General features: G+C 51.9%; 19 protein-coding genes. 14 read left to right on the forward strand and 5 right to left on the reverse strand.

Annotated elements, in window-relative coordinates; translation table 11 throughout:
• Positions 1–38: 38 nt before the first annotated feature.
• The 7 genes from AB8880_04865 to AB8880_04895 all read left to right on the forward strand — a co-directional run bounded on the left by AB8880_04865 (position 39) and on the right by AB8880_04895 (position 7,345).
• Complete coding sequence (locus tag AB8880_04865; protein XDZ67023.1) at positions 39–1,334, forward strand: ABC transporter substrate-binding protein; 1,296 nt, start codon at positions 39–41, stop codon at positions 1,332–1,334.
• A 110-nt stretch (positions 1,335–1,444) separates the two neighbouring features.
• Positions 1,445–2,392 carry a carbohydrate ABC transporter permease gene (locus AB8880_04870; GenBank protein XDZ66728.1) on the forward strand — a complete coding sequence of 316 codons (948 nt, stop codon included), beginning with the start codon at positions 1,445–1,447 and terminating at the stop codon, positions 2,390–2,392.
• Positions 2,389–3,327, forward strand: coding sequence for a carbohydrate ABC transporter permease (locus tag AB8880_04875; GenBank protein ID XDZ66729.1), 939 nt, complete (start codon positions 2,389–2,391; stop codon positions 3,325–3,327). The genes AB8880_04870 and AB8880_04875 overlap by 4 nt, the downstream gene beginning before the upstream one ends.
• Positions 3,324–3,512, forward strand: coding sequence for a hypothetical protein (locus AB8880_04880; protein ID XDZ66730.1), 189 nt, complete (start codon positions 3,324–3,326; stop codon positions 3,510–3,512). The genes AB8880_04875 and AB8880_04880 overlap by 4 nt, the downstream gene beginning before the upstream one ends.
• A 113-nt stretch (positions 3,513–3,625) precedes the next feature.
• Positions 3,626–4,723 carry an ABC transporter ATP-binding protein gene (locus tag AB8880_04885; GenBank protein XDZ66731.1) on the forward strand — a complete coding sequence of 366 codons (1,098 nt, stop codon included), beginning with the start codon at positions 3,626–3,628 and terminating at the stop codon, positions 4,721–4,723.
• A complete protein-coding gene (locus AB8880_04890; GenBank protein XDZ66732.1) occupies positions 4,716–5,726 on the forward strand; it encodes an ABC transporter ATP-binding protein in 1,011 nt (336 codons plus the stop codon). The genes AB8880_04885 and AB8880_04890 overlap by 8 nt, the downstream gene beginning before the upstream one ends.
• Positions 5,723–7,345, forward strand: a complete 1,623-nt coding sequence (locus AB8880_04895) for a dihydroxyacetone kinase subunit DhaK (GenBank protein XDZ66733.1) — start codon at positions 5,723–5,725, stop codon at positions 7,343–7,345. The genes AB8880_04890 and AB8880_04895 overlap by 4 nt, the downstream gene beginning before the upstream one ends.
• A gap of 155 nt (positions 7,346–7,500) precedes the next feature.
• Here the strand turns inward: AB8880_04895 and AB8880_04900 are convergent, their stop codons facing one another.
• Both AB8880_04900 and pcaD read right to left on the reverse strand, forming a co-directional pair.
• The gene (locus tag AB8880_04900; protein XDZ66734.1) at positions 7,501–7,683 is read right to left on the reverse strand and encodes a hypothetical protein; all 183 of its coding nucleotides are present in this window, start codon (positions 7,681–7,683) and stop codon (positions 7,501–7,503) included.
• A gap of 158 nt (positions 7,684–7,841) precedes the next feature.
• Positions 7,842–8,651 carry a 3-oxoadipate enol-lactonase gene (gene pcaD, locus AB8880_04905; GenBank protein XDZ66735.1) on the reverse strand — a complete coding sequence of 270 codons (810 nt, stop codon included), beginning with the start codon at positions 8,649–8,651 and terminating at the stop codon, positions 7,842–7,844.
• A gap of 138 nt (positions 8,652–8,789) precedes the next feature.
• Here pcaD and AB8880_04910 point away from each other — a divergent pair, with 138 nt between their 5' ends.
• The gene (locus AB8880_04910; GenBank protein ID XDZ66736.1) at positions 8,790–9,425 is read left to right on the forward strand and encodes a VOC family protein; all 636 of its coding nucleotides are present in this window, start codon (positions 8,790–8,792) and stop codon (positions 9,423–9,425) included.
• Here the strand turns inward: AB8880_04910 and AB8880_04915 are convergent.
• A complete protein-coding gene (locus AB8880_04915) occupies positions 9,416–10,321 on the reverse strand; it encodes an EamA family transporter (protein XDZ66737.1) in 906 nt (301 codons plus the stop codon). The two genes, AB8880_04910 and AB8880_04915, sit on opposite strands and share 10 nt — an antisense overlap.
• A gap of 22 nt (positions 10,322–10,343) precedes the next feature.
• Positions 10,344–11,159 (reverse strand): M48 family metallopeptidase, encoded by an 816-nt coding sequence (locus tag AB8880_04920; protein ID XDZ66738.1) that lies wholly within the window; start codon positions 11,157–11,159, stop codon positions 10,344–10,346.
• Positions 11,160–11,239: 80 nt separating this feature from the next.
• Between AB8880_04920 and AB8880_04925 the strand changes: the two genes are divergently transcribed.
• The 6 genes from AB8880_04925 to AB8880_04950 all read left to right on the forward strand — a co-directional run bounded on the left by AB8880_04925 (position 11,240) and on the right by AB8880_04950 (position 16,902).
• Positions 11,240–11,656 carry an HIT family protein gene (locus AB8880_04925; protein XDZ66739.1) on the forward strand — a complete coding sequence of 139 codons (417 nt, stop codon included), beginning with the start codon at positions 11,240–11,242 and terminating at the stop codon, positions 11,654–11,656.
• 130 nt (positions 11,657–11,786) lie between these two features.
• Entirely contained in the window at positions 11,787–11,984 is a 198-nt protein-coding gene (locus AB8880_04930; GenBank protein ID XDZ66740.1) for a TraR/DksA family transcriptional regulator, read from the forward strand.
• A gap of 19 nt (positions 11,985–12,003) precedes the next feature.
• Entirely contained in the window at positions 12,004–12,915 is a 912-nt protein-coding gene (locus tag AB8880_04935; protein ID XDZ66741.1) for a DMT family transporter, read from the forward strand.
• A gap of 99 nt (positions 12,916–13,014) precedes the next feature.
• Positions 13,015–13,962 carry an AAA family ATPase gene (locus AB8880_04940; GenBank protein XDZ66742.1) on the forward strand — a complete coding sequence of 316 codons (948 nt, stop codon included), beginning with the start codon at positions 13,015–13,017 and terminating at the stop codon, positions 13,960–13,962.
• Between the two features lie 110 nt (positions 13,963–14,072).
• The gene (locus tag AB8880_04945; GenBank protein XDZ66743.1) at positions 14,073–14,891 is read left to right on the forward strand and encodes a DUF58 domain-containing protein; all 819 of its coding nucleotides are present in this window, start codon (positions 14,073–14,075) and stop codon (positions 14,889–14,891) included.
• Positions 14,872–16,902, forward strand: a complete 2,031-nt coding sequence (locus AB8880_04950; GenBank protein XDZ66744.1) for a transglutaminaseTgpA domain-containing protein — start codon at positions 14,872–14,874, stop codon at positions 16,900–16,902. Before AB8880_04945 ends, AB8880_04950 begins: the two co-directional genes overlap by 20 nt.
• Here the strand turns inward: AB8880_04950 and AB8880_04955 are convergent.
• Positions 16,887–18,935, reverse strand: a complete 2,049-nt coding sequence (locus AB8880_04955) for a CHASE2 domain-containing protein (GenBank protein ID XDZ66745.1) — start codon at positions 18,933–18,935, stop codon at positions 16,887–16,889. The two genes, AB8880_04950 and AB8880_04955, sit on opposite strands and share 16 nt — an antisense overlap.
• Positions 18,936–18,976: the final 41 nt, after the last annotated feature.

An 18,976-nucleotide genomic window follows, 5' to 3' on the forward strand; every position in this document is an offset into this window, starting at 1 on the left:
GAGGAATGACAATGAGACTTAAAACGCTAACCGCCGCAATGACGGTGGCTTGTGCGGCCGCAGCGTTCTCACCAGCAGCGCAGGCAGATGACCTGACCTTGTGCTGGGCGGCGTGGGACCCTGCCAATGCCCTGATTGAACTATCCAAGGATTTTGAGGCAAAATCCGGCCACAATATGAGCTTTGAGTTCGTGCCATGGCCAAACTTTGCCGACCGGATGCTGAACGAGCTCAACTCGGGCGGCAAACTCTGTGATCTTATGATTGGCGACAGTCAGTGGATCGGCCTTGGTGCAGAAGCTGGTCATTACATCAAGCTGAACGACTTTTTCGATGCCAATGGTATTTCGATGGGCGACTTTATCCCGGCAACCGTCACCGGTTATTCGGAATGGCCGAAGGGAACACCCAATTACTGGGCCCTGCCGGCATTTGGCGATGTCGTGGGTTGGACCTACCGTAAGGACTGGTTCAACCGGGCTGATCTGAAGGCAGAGTTCAAGGGCAAATACGGGCGCGATCTTGATGTGCCCAAGACGCTGGCCGAACTCAAGGACATTGCCGAGTTTTTCCAGGGACGGGAAATCGACGGCAAGACGGTCTATGGCGCCGCAATCTATACCGAGCGTGGCTCCGAAGGGATCACCATGGGGGTGACCAACGCACTTTATAACTACGGCTTCGAATACAACAATCCGAACAAGCCATACGATCTCGATGGCTTCGTCAACTCGGATGGGGCAGTTGCCGGCCTTGAATATTACAAGGCACTTTATGATTGCTGCACGCCTCCAGGTTCATCCGACTGGTATATGTCCGAGAATATCGACGCCTACAAATCAGGACAGGTTGCGTTGCAGATGAACTTTGCTTTTATCTGGCCAGGTGTTCATGCCGACCCGAATGTCGGCGGCGACAAGTCAGGCTACTTCCCTAATCCAGCCGGTCCGGGCGGGCATTTTGCCCAGCTGGGAGGCCAGGGCATATCTGTTGTATCCTATTCGGATAGCCAGAAAGCTGCGCTGGAATATATCCAGTGGTTTGCTCAGCCGCAGATTCAAAAGAAATGGTGGGAGTTGGGCGGCTATTCTGCCCTGCGCGCCGTGGTTGAAGACCCAGGTTTTGCATCCAGCCAACCTTATGCGCAGACCTTCCTCGATTCCATGGCAATCGTGAAGGATTTCTGGGCTGAACCATCCTATGCTTCGCTGCTGCTGCCCATGCAGGATCGTATCCACAAATACGTCATTGCTGGTGAAGGCACCGCCAAGGAAGCGCTTGATGCACTGGTTAAGGACTGGAAGGAAGTCTTCGAGGACGAAGGCAAACTCTAGGTCAAACCTGTTGCCCGGCCCAAGTGTTTGGGCGAACATACGAAGCGGGGCCATCAGGCCTGTATGGCCCCGCCTGTTATCCTGATGAATCGTTTGGGGAGCCCCGGATCATGGTGAAAGGCGTAATTGAGCGAACAGCCGACATGACGCCTGTTGCGGTTGCACGGAAGATCAGAGGGCTTTCAGATCGTGCCATTGCCTGGATCTTCATCACGCCAACAATCATGCTCTTGCTGGCGATCAACATTTTCCCGCTTTTCTGGACCATCTGGCTCAGCTTTACGAATTATCGCGCCAACCGGCCCAATGCCGAGGTCAAATGGATCGGGCTGCGAAATTACGAGCGCATCCTGACCGACAGCGATATCTGGCTGACGATGCAGGCGACCGCGCATTTCCTCGTCTGGACATTGGTCCTGCAGGTGCTGATCGGCTTTGCGCTGGCCTGGTTGATCAACCGGAAATTCAAGGGCAATGATCTGTGGACGACGATCATCGTGTTGCCCATGATGCTGTCGCCGGCAGTGGTGGGCAATTTCTGGACCTTTCTCTATCAGCCCCAGATCGGCCTCTTCAACTATGTGATCGCTTTCTTCACGCAATCTGATCCGACCAGCTTTTCGATGATCGGTGATGTCGATCTGGCTCCCTGGTCCATCATCATTGTTGACACCTGGATGTGGACGCCGTTCGTCATGCTTATCTGTCTTGCCGGGCTGCGCTCAATACCCGACTATATCTATGAAGCCGCCGAATGCGACCGCGCGACGAAATGGCGGCAGTTCTGGACCATCACCGTGCCCATGGTGCTGCCTTTCCTGATGCTGGCGGTGCTTTTCCGGGGCATAGAGAATTTCAAGATGTTCGACCTTGTTGTGCAACTGACGGGCGGCGGCCCCGGTTCCACCACCGAGTTGACGTCAATAAACCTCAAGCGAGAGGCTTTCGAAAAATGGCGCACCGGCTATTCTTCGGCCTATGCCATCATCCTCTTCGTCACCGTGTTCGGCCTTGCGTCGATTTACGTCAAGGCATTGAATAAGGTAAAAGAACGATGAGCAGCTATTCGATCACCGAACCTTCGGCAAAACAAAAATGGATTGCGGGCGCGCTGGTATCGATCTATGCGCTGATCACGTTGATGCCGTTGCTCTGGATTATCGCTACCGGTTTTAAATCCGGCGCTGACTCCATCGCCTATCCTCCCAAAATCGCCTTTGAGCCGTCGCTGGAGGGCTATGTTAACCTCTTCACGACGCAGACACGCCAGACACAAGACTATATGGAAGCGAACCCGCCCCAGACATGGTATGAGCAGATCGTGCATGCAAAAGGCATGGTCATTGCCGGGCCGTCACGATTTGGCGAAAGATTCCTCAATTCGACCATCATCGGGTTTGGTTCGACTTTCCTGTCTGTGTTTCTTGGCACGCTTGCAGCCTATGCCTTCTCCCGCTACCCAGTGCCGCTCAAGGATGATCTGTTGTTTTTCATCCTGTCAACGCGGATGATGCCGCCTATCGCCGTTGCCATCCCGATCTTCCTGATGTTCCGCGCGGTTGGCCTGTCGGATACGCATGCTGGCATGATTCTTCTCTATACCGCGGTCAACCTGTCGCTGTCGGTCTGGCTCCTCAAGGGGTTCATCGACGAAATACCCCGCGAATATGAGGAAGCAGCCCTAATCGATGGATACACGCGTTTCCAGGCTTTTTACAAAGTCGTGCTGCCGCAGGCGGCAACGGGCATCGCCTCAACCGCCATTTTCTGCCTGATATTCGCCTGGAACGAATATGCCTTTGCGGTGCTGCTCACCTCGGGCACTGCACAGACCGCGCCGCCCTTCATCCCGACGATTATCGGGGTGGCCGGGCAGGACTGGCCGGCGATGGCGGCGGGTGCAACCATTTTCCTGTTGCCGGTCATGGTTTTCACCATTCTGCTGCGTCGCCACCTGCTGCGCGGAATAACCTTCGGAGCCGTGCGAAAATGAGCAAGTTTTTCAACGAGCTGCTGCGGTTTCGCCGCGGCCCCTGGGAAATGATGGCGTCGGTTATCATCGCTGTCGGGGTGTTCATGCTGATGCAGCCCTTCACGCTTTTCGCCTTTACCTATTCCTTCATCGTGACACTGACCGGCACGGTGATGTTCATCATTGTCAGCCATTTTCCGGAATAGATAAGAGGACCGCATGTTGTTAAGCCAGATGACCATCGCCCCGGGTTGCCCATCCCAAAACGTTCCGGCAGGGCTGAAATGCGTGCCGGCGATATTGCCACAGGAGCGTGCAGGTGGCTGAAATCCGGATCAAGAATCTGCGCAAGGAATTCGGTGACTTTACCGCTGTTCAATCTTCGTCCTTTAAAGTTGAGGATGGTGAGTTCTTCATGCTGCTCGGCCCGTCGGGATGCGGCAAGACCACCACGCTGCGCATGATCGCCGGCCTTGAGCTGCCAACCTCCGGCGAGATAACCATAGATGGCGAGGATGTCAGCCAGATGCCGGCGAGCCAGCGGGATATAGCCTTTGTTTTCCAGATGTTCGCCCTTTATCCACATATGAATGTGCGCAAGAATATCAGCTATCCCCTGACAAGCCAGGGAATGTCCAGAGACGAAGTTCAGCGCAAGGTGGCGGAAGTCGCGGCAACATTGGAGATCGAAAACCTGCTTGATCAGCCGGTGAGCGGACTTTCCGGTGGCGACCGCCAACGTGTCGCGTTGGGGCGCGCCATTGTCCGCAGCCCGAAGTGTTTTCTGATGGATGAACCGCTTGGTGCGCTTGATGCCGAATTCCGCGAACACATGGCCGAAGAGCTGCGCAAACTGCATGACCGAATGGGCGCGACCACTGTCTATGTCACTCATGATCAGCTTGAGGCGATGCAGATGGGCGACAAGATCGTAGTGATGAATCATGGCGTGATCGAACAGTTCGGCACTCCGCAGCAGATCTATGACACCCCGATGACCATGTTCGTGGCTCAATTCATCGGATCACCACCCATGAACTTCCTTGATTTCGAGGCCGAGCTTGAAACCGGTGCGTCAACTGTTTCGCTCCATGAAGAGGCCTTCAAGGTGCCTCAGCTCCACCAGACCTGCGCCGGCAAACTTGTTTTCGGCGTGCGGCCGGAACATGTTCGTCTTTCGGACAGCACCAGGTATCGCGGGGAGATTACCGCGACAGAATATCTTGGCACAACGCAGATCGTCACGCTCAACACACCAAATGGCGAAGTCAAGGCGCGCATTGCTTCTGATCAGGTGGCGCGCGTCGGTGAGCAGGTCGGGCTTGTGTTCGAGGACAGCAAAATCACGCTGTTTGATCGCCCGTCCGGGCATGCTATCCGCTCGGCGTTGAATGAAGGGGTTAAGTCACATGGCTGATGTCGTCCTGCAGGGAATCCGGAAAACCTTCGCCACGTCCAATGCCGTCGCATCGCTGAATTTGGACATAGAAGATGGTTCCTTTGTGGTACTGCTCGGCCCAACCGGCGCCGGGAAAACCACGACGCTACGCCTCATTGCCGGACTTGAGCAACCGGATGCCGGCGATATCAGGATCGCAGGCCAGTCGGTTATCGGCCGGACACCGGCGCAACGCGATGTGGCGATGGTATTTCAGCAATACTCGCTCTACCCGCATATGAGCGTAAAGGATAATCTGGCCTTTCCATTACGCTCCCCTATCCTCAACACACCTGAAGACGAAATCCAACGTAAGGTGCGCGAAATTGCCGAGGTGCTGCACATATCCCACAAGCTGGATAATCGCGCGACCGCTCTTTCCGGCGGTGAAATGCAGCGCGTTTCGATCGGCCGTGCCCTGGTTCGCAACCCATCCATCTACCTGATGGACGAACCCCTTAGTTCACTTGATGCCAAACTCCGGGCTGATTTACGGCTGGAGTTGAAACGAATACACGCACAGCTTGGCGCGACGCTGCTTTACGTCACCCATGACCAGATCGAAGCGATGACCATGGCCACCAAAATTGGCGTGCTCAACCAGGGTCATCTGGTGCAGTTCGGCACCCCGCGCGAAATCTATGAGGATCCCGTGAGCCTCTATGTCGCTGGCCGGCTGGGCTTGCCCCGAATCAATGTCCTGCCTGCCGATCTTTTTTCGGGCGCACCTGAAGGTGCTGCAACCATCGGGCTTCGGCCCGAGCATATCCGGTTAGGGGCGGGCCAGCCCGCCTCGGTGATGCGGATTGAACATCTGGGTGACCAGACAAGACTGCATCTTTCGCTCAATGGCCATGACATTGTGACACTGGCCGATAGCCAGACGCAGCTCGCCACTGGCGACCTGGTCAAGATTAAACCACGTAGCGCGCTCTATTTTGACGCCGACGGCAATCGCATAAAAAGAGGAAGAAAGCCATGAATCAGTTTATCAATTCAAAGGAGACCCTTGTCACCGAGGCCATTGATGGCATGCTCAGGCACGCTGGCGGAAGATTGGCGCGTCTTGATGGCTATCCTCATATCAAGGTTGTCATCCGCAATGACTGGGATCGCAGCCGGGTGGCACTGGTCTCAGGCGGCGGATCCGGCCATGAACCCAGCCATGCCGGCTTTGTCGGCGAAGGCATGTTGACCGCGGCGGTATGTGGCGAGGTGTTCGCCTCGCCATCGGTCGATGCTGTATTGGCCGGCATCCTGGCGGTGACCGGCCCGGCCGGATGCTTGCTCATCGTCAAGAACTATACAGGCGACCGGCTCAATTTCGGGCTTGCAGCCGAACGCGCGCGGGCCTTTGGGCTAAAGGTGAATATGGTGATTGTCGATGATGATATAGCCCTGCCCGACCTGCCGCAGGCACGTGGCGTCGCCGGCACGCTGTTCGTGCACAAGATTGCCGGGATGCTGGCCGAGCAAGGCGCCGATCTTGACACCATTACCGAAACAGCACGCCGCGTCATCAATGGCACGGCGTCAATTGGCATGTCGCTCGACTCCTGTACCGTGCCGGGCAACAAAAAGGACAACCGCATCCCCGAAGACAAGGCCGAACTCGGCCTGGGCATCCACGGAGAGCCGGGCATAGAACAAGTTGATTTCAGGGACGCAAAGACAGCCATCGCCATGGTTGCCGAACGCCTGGCGGCGAGCATCGGGCCAGGCCCACATGCGGCACTGGTGAACAATCTTGGCAGCACCACGCCGCTTGAAATGTCGGTACTTGTCGAAGAGTTGATGAAATCGCAGATCAGCAAACAAATTCGCTGGGTGATCGGGCCTGCACCGCTGATGACATCGCTTGATATGCGTGGATTTTCCATCTCTCTTCTGCCCGTAAGCAAATCCGATGAGGCAGCGCTGGCGGCGCCGGTGGGTTGCGCCGCCTGGCCGGGCTGCAATGCGGTTGGCGATATCGACCTCCAGCCGCTGCCCGACGGGCTGGCCCCGATCGCGCCCATGCCGTCAAAAAACACTGCCAACAGCGCCTTTATCGAGAAATGCTGCCATCTCTTTATCGCCGCCGAAGATGATCTCAATGCCCTGGACCAGAAATCTGGCGATGGCGACACTGGCAGCACGCTTGCTACCGCGTCACGGGCGCTGCTCGATGCGCTGGAGCGGTTGCCTCAGGCGGATATCACCCAACTTTATCGCGCCATCGGGCAGGAATTGAGTCAGGCGATGGGGGGATCTTCCGGCGTTCTTCTGGCCATTTTCTTTGCGGCTGCAGGGGATGCCTCGGCCAATGGCGAAGATATGCTCGGCTCGTTGAAAGCAGGGCTGGCCAGGATTCAGGAAGTTGGCGGCGCTAAACCAGGTGACCGGACGATGATCGATGCCCTCGCCCCGGCACTGGAATCTTTTTCGCAAGGCCTGGCAGCAGCAGCCAGGGCGGCACGCGAAGGGGCCGACACGACCGCAATGATTGGCCGCGCCCGGGCAGGACGTGCCAGCTATATCAGTGAGGACAAGCTCGTGGGCCATAATGATCCGGGTGCCGAGGCTGTTGCTCGCCTGTTTGAGCATCTGGCAAAAGGCTAGCACAGGCTGCTACCGTATTAGACATTGATAGCATCTGCAGCCTTTAAATTGGCATGTGAAATTTTTTGTGATGGATGTGATCGTCGGAGCTGCCTTTTTCATAGACCAGAAAGATGTTCTCTCTGGAAGAGACGTCCTGCTTCTGGATTGTCTGGTCATCGGAAGGCATGCAGGTTGAGGTTTTCCTGATGAAGGAAATCCTGATCACATGTCGGCCAGTGGCAATGCGCTTCAAGTGACTTTTTCTGTTTTTTGCGTAGGTGGTGAGAGAATTTGGATTTTTCCTCCACCATCCGGCGGGCAATCCCGACATCATGGGAGATGAATACATTTCCCATGATTATACTCGTTGATCTTGGGTTTATGTCCCAAGATGCCATTGATCATGTTCGATCCTTCAGGCCGGGCGCCATAAAGACAGAAATACAAGAAAACTTTACCGCGTCCACCATCCTTATCTTTCAAATCATCAGCACGGCGCGCGTCAGTTAAGTCATCACGTCAAGATCTGATCCTTAAGGAAACCAACGAAAGCTTCGTTGAACTCGTCCCTTTTTTCAATATTTGGCAAATGTGCGGCATCTTTCAGAATAACCATCCGTGATCCTTTTATGCCAGCCTTAAGTGTTTCGGCCGCACTGACCGGGCAGGCCGGGTCACAGTCTCCAACAATGATATTGGTCGGGGCCTTGATATCTTTGAGCATTGCACACTGGTTCATGTCGCGGATGGCTCTGGCGCAATTTATGTATCCCTTGACCGGTGTTGCCCTGATCATGTCGATGATTTTTTGAATAGCCTCAGGATCGCGTTGCCGGAACGGCGCGGTGAACCATCGCCCCAGCGTTGCTTCAATAAGAGCTTCTATCCCGTCACGTTCCGCTATTTGTATGCGGTCATCCCACAGAGATGGTGGCGGCATGACACAGGCGGTATCGCACAAGGTCAGGGAAAGGATGCGTTCCGGATGTCTGACGGCAATGAGTTGGCCTATAAAGCCGCCCATCGAAAGGCCGACAAAATGCACTTGTTCGATTTCCAGATTATCCAGAAGTGCGATCGCATCATCAACAAAGAGTTCAATTGAATATGGGCCTTCCGGTGCATCTGTCCTGCCATGACCACGCGTGTCGTAGCGAAGTACCTGAAAATAATCAGTAAGCGCCGTGATCTGATCATCCCACATTCCGTAGGCGGACATGAGGCTGTTGCTGAGCATGACCACAGGCGCTGTGGCATCACCTTTTATCTGGTCGTCAAGGTGGTAGTTGATATTTATGCCGTTCGCAAAGGTTGTCTTTGACATTTCTACTTCCGTATTTTTCTTTCGGTGGCAGGACTTAGCCAGTGATATATTTCAATCTTGTTTATATGTTGCAAGCACATGCCTTCCTGATCAATACTTTTCCTTATGTCAAAACCAATACTTGAATTTGATCATCTGGTGATCGCCTGTTCGGATCTTGCCGCAGGGATAGCTTATATAAAACATACATTTGGGGTCGATATCCCAGCAGGTGGCCAGCATCATTTTATGGGCACACATAATGCGGTTATGGCTGTTGGTGACGGAATTTATCTTGAGGTTATTGCCGTAGACCCAAAGCTCCCCGCGCCGCCCGGACCGCGCTGGTTTGGTCTTGATACAAGAACGCTTCAGGACCGATTGGACGTTGCCCCTGTGCTTGTGCATTATGTATTGCGAACGGATGACATGGCCGCAACCCTTGCAGGACTTGATGAGGAATTGCTCGAAATGCTGGGTCCGGCAACCTTGGCGTCCAGAGGAGATCTTCGCTGGAAAATCACACTGAATACAGATGGAGTTCCGCCCTTTTCTGGGTGTATTCCTGCCCTTATCGAATGGCAGGGAGTACCGCCTCAATATGGGATGGCTTTCAAGGGTCCGGTGTTTGGGCAATTGAAATGCCTCTATCCGGATGCGGGCAGACTTCAGGCTTGGCTTGAGATGCTGGGTGCTGGACGTCTTATTGAAGATAAAATAATTGCGATTGAGTCCGGGCAACCTCCCGGTCTTATGGCGGAGTTTTTTTATCAGGAGAGCAAAATTCAGGTCTGATTTCCTGATATATGTGGGAGGGTGGATTTATTTCCGCTATAGGCCCAGCTTCCAAGCATAATACCAGCCACCGCGGCAACCATCCCGAAATACTGTATACTGGTGAGATGTTCTTCCACCAAAACCCGCGCCGCCAGGAGAGTGATAATCGGCTCGATATTCATGACGAGTGCAACCAGGGATGCAGGTGCATGTCGCACAGCCAGGACTGAAAACATGACACCCAGGGCGTAGAGCAGTGAGGCCGCGATCGTGGCGGTAAGGCCGATGGAATCTTCCGGCAGGCTGATTGCAACATCCGCCGAAAAATATCTCCATAATATTGCTAGTCCGGAAATCAGAATAATGATGATATTTCCCCAGACCGCAATTCCGCCACCATACCCATGGCGTGAGGCATCAGCGCTGATCAACAGGAAGGCGGCCATCCCAAGGGAAGCTAGCAGAGCCAGCATAATACCTTCAGGAGCAATAGGCCCGCCCACGCCCACACAGGTGATGATGCCTGCAAGCGCAATACTAAAAGCAATTATCGTCATCAAAGGTGGAATGGCCTTGATCCTCAGGCTATCGGCAACAAGCACAAGCATTGGAAAAAGGTAGAGAATTGCCACCGCAAGCCCTGGGGAGATATAGGCAACCGCGCTCATATAACCAAACCCAACCATGGACAAGGCAATTCCTTGCCTGAGGGCAAAACCCATGCCTCTTCTATCCTGAAAAATCGGCTCACCTAGGACTCGGCTTGCACCTATCATGACAAGTGTAGCAACAAGTCCCCGGAGCAGGATCAGGCTCAAGGGCTCTATTCCATGATTATATGAAAGTGATGCAAAACTGGTGATGCAGCCCAGGGAAACTCCAGCCAGCAGGGCAAGTGCGATTCCAAGTATCATACATATCCTCTATGCGCTGGAGTCAGGAGGTCGGTTGGCCTTCTGGTGTTAATTTCAGCAGGCGTGTGTTGATATCAGTGAAAAGGGCAATCTGGTTCTGCTTCAGCCAGTGCTGGTGGGTACGATAATCAGGCATGATTTTCTCGACAAGATGCCAGAAATGAGGTGAGTGATCGTGATGGTGCAAATGCGCCGCTTCATGAATAACGACATATCGAAGCGATAAGGTTGGTGCCATGATTAACCGCCAGTTGAATGACATTCGGCGTCTGGTCGAACAACTTCCCCAGCGGGATTTTTGATCGCGAATGGAAATTTGCACAGGTTTTTCGCCCAGTTCTGGAAGAATACTTGCCAGTTCTTCTTGAATGGCCTCCTTGGCCATGGATTTCAGCCAGTTTTCCAGTACGCGCGAGGGGTTGAGGCGGCTTTCATACGGCAGATGAATTATAAGATTTCCGTCTTCAACAGTAATTCGGCTTTTCCCCTTTTGCCCCGGGTTATGCATGAGTTTGACAGTCGTGGGCTCACCACGAAAGAATATAACGGGGGTTTCTCCATCGGCGTCACACAGATCAGAGGAGGGGATGCGGGCAAGATGGTTCAACCTCTCCTTTTCTGCTCTGATCCAGTGCCTGTTTTCAATGATGAAATTTTCAATCACTTTCGCAGTAACACCGTGTGGAGATGTGATCTGTAGCCCCTTATTTTGCCAGCGCATGGTCAGTTTGCGTGCGTTACGACGTCGTCGCCAGCATACTTCGTATAATTCACCACCTATGGTAAATTGACACCATTCGGTTGCAGGTTTGGTTTTTCCAAAAATCGAGGCGAACATGCCATATCATGGGGGCAGGCAGGTTAGTGGTCAAGGATGACATAGTTGTCGTATATCAATTTTTTTGGTTCACTTGAAAGATGGTTGCCATTGATAAACGCATCGAAAACACAAGCCTATTAATAGGCCATGTGAAATTCTGTCAGCTAAGACTGGTGCAGGATCAGCGGTATTTCTGGCTACTTATCATTCCTGAGAAGGAGGGGTTGGTGGAATGGCATGATTTGAACGACAGCGAGGTAGTCTTTGTCAGCAAGTTGATTCATCACTGCTCTGCTGAATTGAAGCGGGCGACCAATGCCGTCAAGATCAATATCGGGGCAATCGGAAATATCGTACCAATGCTTCATATTCATATTGTTGCGCGGCAGACTGGCGACCCGGCCTGGCCAGAACCTGTCTGGGGCCGAGGTCAGGCAACAAAGATGAGCCTGACCGAAGAGGCATGGAGAGCTGCTGTCGTCAAAGATATCATCAAAAGATTTTCCAATGAATAATAATGATTACAATGAATTAAAATTAAAACTTTGTTCAGAGCATGAAGAATTATCTTCCCTGAGCCAAACGACGAAGGAGGCACGGGCACCGGTCGAACTTGATCAGCAGTCGGTCGGGAGACTGTCACGCATGGATGCGATACAGCAGCAGTCTATGAATGTTGCAAGAGAAGAAAGACGGCAGCGCAGGCTGAAACTTATCCGAGCGGCCCTTGATCGTCTGGACAGCGATGAATACGGGTATTGCCTTGCCTGTGGTGAGGATATTCCCTATAAGAGGTTATTGGCTGACCCTGCCACCACCTGTTGCGTGGATTGCTCGGCCTGATAATCTTTCAGGTTTTTTGATGATGGTGCCACGTTACTGGGATGTTCCCATCCTTCTGATCCTGTCGTTGATCTGGGCGTCATCCTTTGGTGCGATCAAGATTGCCGTTCCTGAAGTGGGCCCTGCCTATATTGTTGCAGCACGTTGCCTGATCGGCGGATTTCTTATGCTCACGGTAAGCCTTATGGTCAGGCGCGCCACATGGCCGCGTGGGATCAAGGCCTGGTTATGGCTTGCCATGACGGGAGTGATTTCCACCGCCACACCCTTTTATCTGATTGCATTTGCAGAACAGCAGATTTCCTCCGGGATGACGGCAATATTGATGACCATCGGGCCGATCATTTCAATTATTCTTGCCCATGCCGCAACGGAAGACGAGAAAATAACCCGAAGTAAAGTCGTTGGAATAGGGTTCGGCTTTTTAGCCACCATTTATCTTCTGCGTGGTGGGATGACAGGTTTCGACGCTGTTGAGATAGTCTATCCTCTTGCGGCTATGGGAGCCGCATGCTGTTATGCTATCGGCGGCTTGATGGCGAAGCGGATGGTTAATGTTTCGGCAGAAGTCATTGCGGCGGTGGTGCTGTTGTCCTCCGGCACTTTTGTTCTCCCCTTTGTGCTTCAGGACCAGGTCCCGGCTTTCACTTCACTGCCACTGGATGTAATGACCGCCTTGTTGTGGCTGGGACTTTTCCCATCCGGGTTAGCTTTTTATCTGCGGTATTTTCTTATCAAACGTGCGGGGTACAGTTTTGTTTCCTATGTTGGGTATCTGATCCCTGTTTTTGCCGTGCTGATCGGTCTTGTCCTACTGGATGAGATGATCAGCCTCGATACAATCCTCGCTATGGCGGTAATCCTGTTCGGGCTTATGTTGACCCGAAGTGACCGCGAAGTTTCAACTCTACTCAAGAGAATGAGGTATTAACCATACTTTCGGATTAAATTCTGGGCGATTTGGTCTATAGAAACTGACCAACCCGAAACGGTAGAGTTGTCTTTTCCTTTAAGTTGGAGGGGGAAGACAGTGCTTCATGATCCGGTTTCAAGTGATGATGAAACCGCCGATGATCTGGCCCGGTGTTTTGATGAAATCACCGAGGAGATTAGTTCTGTTTTCATCGGCAGAAAGAGAGCGGTCCGTCTCGCGCTGAATGCTGTTCTTGCGGGTGGCCACCTGCTTATTGAAGATGCTCCGGGAACAGGGAAAACGGCACTTTCCAGAGCTTTGTCTTCATGTCTTGGTCTTGATTTCAAACGCATCCAATGCACGAATGATCTACTGCCAGCGGATATCACCGGCATGTCAGTTTTTGACAGCACAAGTGGTAATTTTGTCTTCAGGAAGGGGCCGGTATTCAGCCAGATCGTTCTTGCGGATGAGCTAAATCGTGCACCTTCCCGCACCCAGTCTTCATTGTTGCAGGCCATGGAAGAAGGCTGGGTAACCATTGACCGCGATACTCACCCGCTGCCCCGACCGTTTCTGGTTGTGGCAACTCAGAACCCGAGGGAGTTTATCGGTACTTTTGATCTACCGGAATCCCAACTTGACCGCTTTTCCCTTTCCATGACTATTGGGCGCCCTGAAAAATCTGTGCAGAAAATGATTTTGGGAAATTCAGGGAAGGAGCGCGCACCTGATCAGGTTAAAATTCTGGCGGATGCCGAGAAGGTCTCAGCCTGGCAGAAGAGAGTATCTGAGGTGGTGGTAGACCATGCCATCATCGGTTACGCGATTGATCTTGCGGACAGGATTGAGGCCGAAGGTCAGGCTATGTTGTCAATGCGTTATCGAAAGCAGCTTGTTCGTCTTGCCCAGGCGTCTGCGTTGATGGATGGCCGGGAGTTTGTCTTTCCTGAAGATATTCAGAATGTCTTTTATCCCAGCCTTCGCCATCGGCTTATTGGTCTTGATCGGAATGAGCGTCAGGCGCTGGCAAGTTCGGTCATTGCTCTGACAAATCTGCCCTGATGGTGAGATGCGCAATGGATAATGATGTGGAGTGTTCATTGTTGCATATATTCAATCATCGCTTAAGGCGAGAAAGGCCATGGTTCTCTCATGAATTACTCAAGTTCCGCATGATGGTTCTGCCGCGTCGTGAGGGATGCATGTCAGGTCTTGCCATCCTTGGCATTTTTGCCATCAGCCTGAGAGTGCAGAACAATATACTCTTATTGCTGGCGGTTGGACTCGCTGTTCTCTTTCTATTGTCATTTATCTTGTCTTGCAAAAATGTTGTGGGGATCAAGGTTGAACTTCAACATGGCCAGAGGTTGATTGCAAGCATAGAACAGCAGATCACGTTTATCATCCGGGCAACATCTCCAAGGCATCATCTGGTTCTTGTCATGGGGGCAGACCGACATGGATTTGATCTCAGCGAAGGATCGTCGAGATTAAAACTAAGGATCAAATGCGATGACCGTGGCTGGCAATCTCTGCCTTCGTTACGGATCGAAAGCGATTTTCCCTTTGGAATTGCTCGAAGCTGGTGCCGGATTTCCCCCGGCAGGATACTGGTTGCGCCTCGCCCGAACTATGGCCAGGAGCATGTATTTCAGGATGGTTGCATTCCATGGTCAGGTGACGCCCAAATTGCTGATTCTATTGAAGACTGGCGGCAGGGCATGTCGCTTTCGCGCATCCATTGGAAAAGATATGCAGGAACGCGGCGCCTCACTGTCAAATCAGCTGAAGACACAACTTTTGTACCGCTTGAGATTGATTATGATGTTGTCAGGCATTTCGGGCATGAGACGGCACTCGGCATCATGTCTGCGGCAGTCTTGAACGCGATGCATTATCATCAGGCTTTTGTGATTACGTTACCCGATATTCGTCTCAGTATTGATGCCGGTAATGGCGGGGAGGCGCTGGATGCTCTGGCGATGGCGTGAAAACATCCCCTGTCTGGGTCGTTATCACGAAGCAGTCCTCATTTTGTGGCAATTTCCGCTTGTGTTGGTCTTTGCCATTGACCCCGGGCCATATGTGCTTCTCTGCTGGATTGCCAGTCTTCTTCTGATGGCGGTTCAGCGATGGCGGTGGATGCTGCTTCTACTTGGTCTGTCGCTGCTTTATCTGCACATGATCTTTCCAGCCCCAAGGGTCGAGTTTTTTATTGGTATGCTCATCATGATACTTCCCTTGAGTTGGCAATCTGGTGATCATCGACCACTTTCACCAGGTGGTCTTGCGCCAACTATTTTTCTGGTTGGAACAGTCTTCATATTTCACGTTCAGTTTTTTCTGCTGATGTTGCTTATTGTCTGGTTACTCTCGTTTCTGCTCTGGTTTTCGATGATCTATGCGGGATGGTCTTTTCGAGAAATTCGCATCCACTGGTGGAGACTGCTCAGCCTAGCCTTTAGTATTTCATTTATAGTTGTTCTGATCTTTGCACTTGTTCCAAGAATAAACATAGGAGCAACACCGTTTTTAGCCCATGTACAGAAACAGATCAGGTTGACCGATCAGCTGACTGCCGAAGGGTTCAGCAACCTTCTGGCAGATGATACGATTGCCTTTCGTGCCTTTCCCCAAGATGATGTCCCCAGTCTTACTCCATATTGGCGAGTATTCGCCCTTGATCAGCAGAATGAAAATGGCTGGAGCAGGGGGGAACGTAAAAGTGAGAAAACAATCAAGATGTTATCACTTGATGCGCCATACCGCAGTTTTCAAATTTTGGCCGACAGGCATGACCTTGGCTATCTTCCGGTTCCGGGATGGCCTGCACATCTTGGAGATGATGAATATTATCTCACGCCCTTCGCTGAGCTTGAAAACCGCAGTTCATCCCATCAGCACGCCACAGTAAAAGCTTATGACGTCATGGTTGAGATTTCATTGGACCCGAGACCATGGCAAGGCTCAACTCATCTTGGAGATGAGGGCAGGCTTGCAAAATGGGCGAAGGATAAACGGCAAAAAATGTCTTCCGATCGTGATTTTGCCAATTTTCTTATGGCAAACTTCAGGCAGAATTATGCGTATTCACTCACATCAAGTTATGTCGCTGGTACATCAAGTCAGGTGCTCGACTCGTTCTTTTTTAAGGGGAAATCTGGGCATTGTTCTCTCTATGCCCAGGCACTGGCAACGGCCTTCAGGGCCGCAGGAATAAAGGCAAATGTTGTGACCGGCTATCTTGGTGGAGAATGGAACAGCTATGGCCGATACTGGATAGTCCGAAATAACATGGCACATGCCTGGGTAGAAGCGAGGCTTGATGGAGGCGCCTGGCAGCGTTTCGATCCATCGGCAATGGTTTCCGTCTCAGTCGCCGAACAGGTCGCACAACTGGATTTCGGGCAGGAGCTACTCAAGACAAGACCAAAGACCCGCCAGAACCCCTTTTGGGTTGAGACAGTATATTGGATAGATTCACTGAATACCCGGGTTACACATATGATCCTTCAATATGATGCCTCGCCAGTGAAGACGTTATTCAAACGCTTTCCTGGTCTCGACTTCGTCGCTCTTTTCTGGATATTGGCTGGCTTGATGATATCAGGAAGTCTTGTTGCGATCATGCTCATTGGAGTCAGAGTCTTATTTTCCGGCCTGCATTTCATATCACACCCAGATCAGGGGCGGAGGTTGGAAGGGCAGCTTGAACATCTGTTGATGCAGGTTGCCTCGCCGCGACAAGCTGGCGAAGGACTTATTGATTATGCGGAAAGATCCTGTGTGAACTGGCCTGAAAGGCTGAAAGCCCAGACATGTAGCCTTGCCCGCCGTATATATTTTATCCGGTTCAACCCGGAGCCTGCCACACGTGATCGCTTGAAAAATCTTAAGCGAGATATCAAAATGCATCGTTTTTTGCTTCAATCCATAATCGATCAACAGAGGAACGATGAAAGAGGATCGCAAAAGATTTCCGTGCCCTATTTCCCAAGATAGTAGGACCAGAGCGTTTGGGGGTAATCCTTTCTGTTTTTGAGCTTGCGGAGGATACTATTCATTTCTGTGGTGTTACCTGCTGCGCGTTCTTGCTGAAGATGTTCATGCAGGTGAAGGGTTTTTGATGAGAGCAAGAGAGGGGAGAAAACAGTTGTTTTTTCTCGCTTGCCTCGAAGAGTGATCCGGTCCACTTCAATCAAATCACATCTGCCGGAGGCAAGTGCGGTTGCCTTCGAGACCGAAATGGGAAGACCAGTTTTTTTACTGAACGGCTCCAGTCTGGCGGCAAGATTGACCGCATCGCCAATGCATGAATAGTTGAATCGAAAGCTTGATCCAAGATTTCCGACCAGGGTTTTTCCTGTTGCAATGCCGATTCCAATTTGGATTTCCGGGAATTGATCAAGGTCATCTGTTTCCGTTTTGATAGACCTGTTGATAGTTGGCAGGGCTTCTTCAAGGGCGATTGCGGCACGGATCGCACAGGCCGCATGATCTTCTCGCGCAATAGGTGCATTCCAGAACGCCATCAAGGAATCGCCGATATATTTGTCGAGTGTACCGCCATGTTCCAGAATGATGGCAGTTGCTTGATCCATAATGAAGTTCACCACCGATGTGAGACGCTGGGGGTTTTCAGCCAGCTTTTCGCTTAAGTTTGTGAAGCCGCGGATATCCATAAAAAGTACTGTGAGTTCCATAGTTCGCCCGCCGAGGGAAACTGCACTGCCTGATGAATCAATTTCTCGGACCATCGCTGGAGAGAGATACTGGCTGAAGGCAAGTTTAAGTTTCCGGCGGCGACTTTCTTCAAACCCCGCCCGCGCGCTGATCGCTATCACGCTCAATCCCAGCATGAGTCCAAGCGTGAAATATATATTTCCAATGAGTCCGATGCGAATAAAGGCTTCGGTGTAGAATACGGCCGCACTAACTGCACACCCGGAAAGGAGGCTGATGGACCATATAAAGGGAAGCCGAAGCATCAAAAGTGCCAAGATGTAGCTGATCATGCCCGCCAGCATAATTTCAAGGCTTTTGATTGCCGGCCCGGAATACAAGGTTCGGCCAGATAGGATCTGATGTAGAACCTGAAGGTGCAGATATGGACCAGGAAGCACCGGTTCCAGTGAAGTTGAGTGTACATCCTTAAGCCCGGCAGCGGTACTGCCAATTACCACGAAACTGCCAGATATAGTTTCAGCCCAGTCAGTGTTGTCAGTTTTACCTAGTATCGATACCCCGGAGATGCGGGGAAAACGTGAATTATACCCATGGTGGAGAAGTAGATGCCCGTCCGTATCTGTGGTGATGATATGATCAGCTGTCTTGATTTGTGTAAGAGCCCGGCCAGTCTTTCTATCTTGTTTCATGACGTGACTTTTGCCTTTGTCAGCAAGTCGGAGCATTTCAAGTGAAAAAGATGGAATAATCCGGTCTTTTATTCTGGCTATCATAGGCATCCGGCGGACTGTTTTATCCGCATGAAGTCCAAGGCTGACAAATCCTGCCCCTGGCGAGGTGGCGAGTGCTTCAACTGGGGTGAGAGCGCCAGAGGCGCTTAGAATGGAGGGGGAGGGGAAGCCAATAGACGTGATGGGCACCGGTGCATGTATCGGGCGAGATGTTTCCATTTCAAGGAGACTAGTTGCCTGTACCGCCGGTATGCGGGATAGAACCTGACCCAAGAGAGTATCGCCATCTGGCAGAATGGCCGCAAGCATCGTTTCGCTGGTATTTGAAAGGCGAGCAATATTTGCCGGGCTGAACCTGTCTTCTTCGGTCATCAGAATATCAATCCCGATCACCAGTGGACCTGCACGATCAATGCGATCGAGCATCTCTGCCATTACGGCTCTGGGCCAAGGCCATTGACCCAGTTCGCTGATGCTGGTTTCGTCGATATCTATGAGCACCAGTTTTTGCGCAATCTCGTCATTGCCTTCAAAAGGATAGAGGCGGTTCAAAAGATCATGAGATGCATTTTGCGTGCGTGTGGTAAATCCACCTGTATTGCTTACCCCTGCCAACATTACGCTTGCGCAAATCAGCAGAAGTATCGTGGAAATAAGGA

This window comes from Alphaproteobacteria bacterium LSUCC0684, from assembly GCA_041228335.1.
Classification (GTDB): domain Bacteria; phylum Pseudomonadota; class Alphaproteobacteria; order Puniceispirillales; family UBA1172.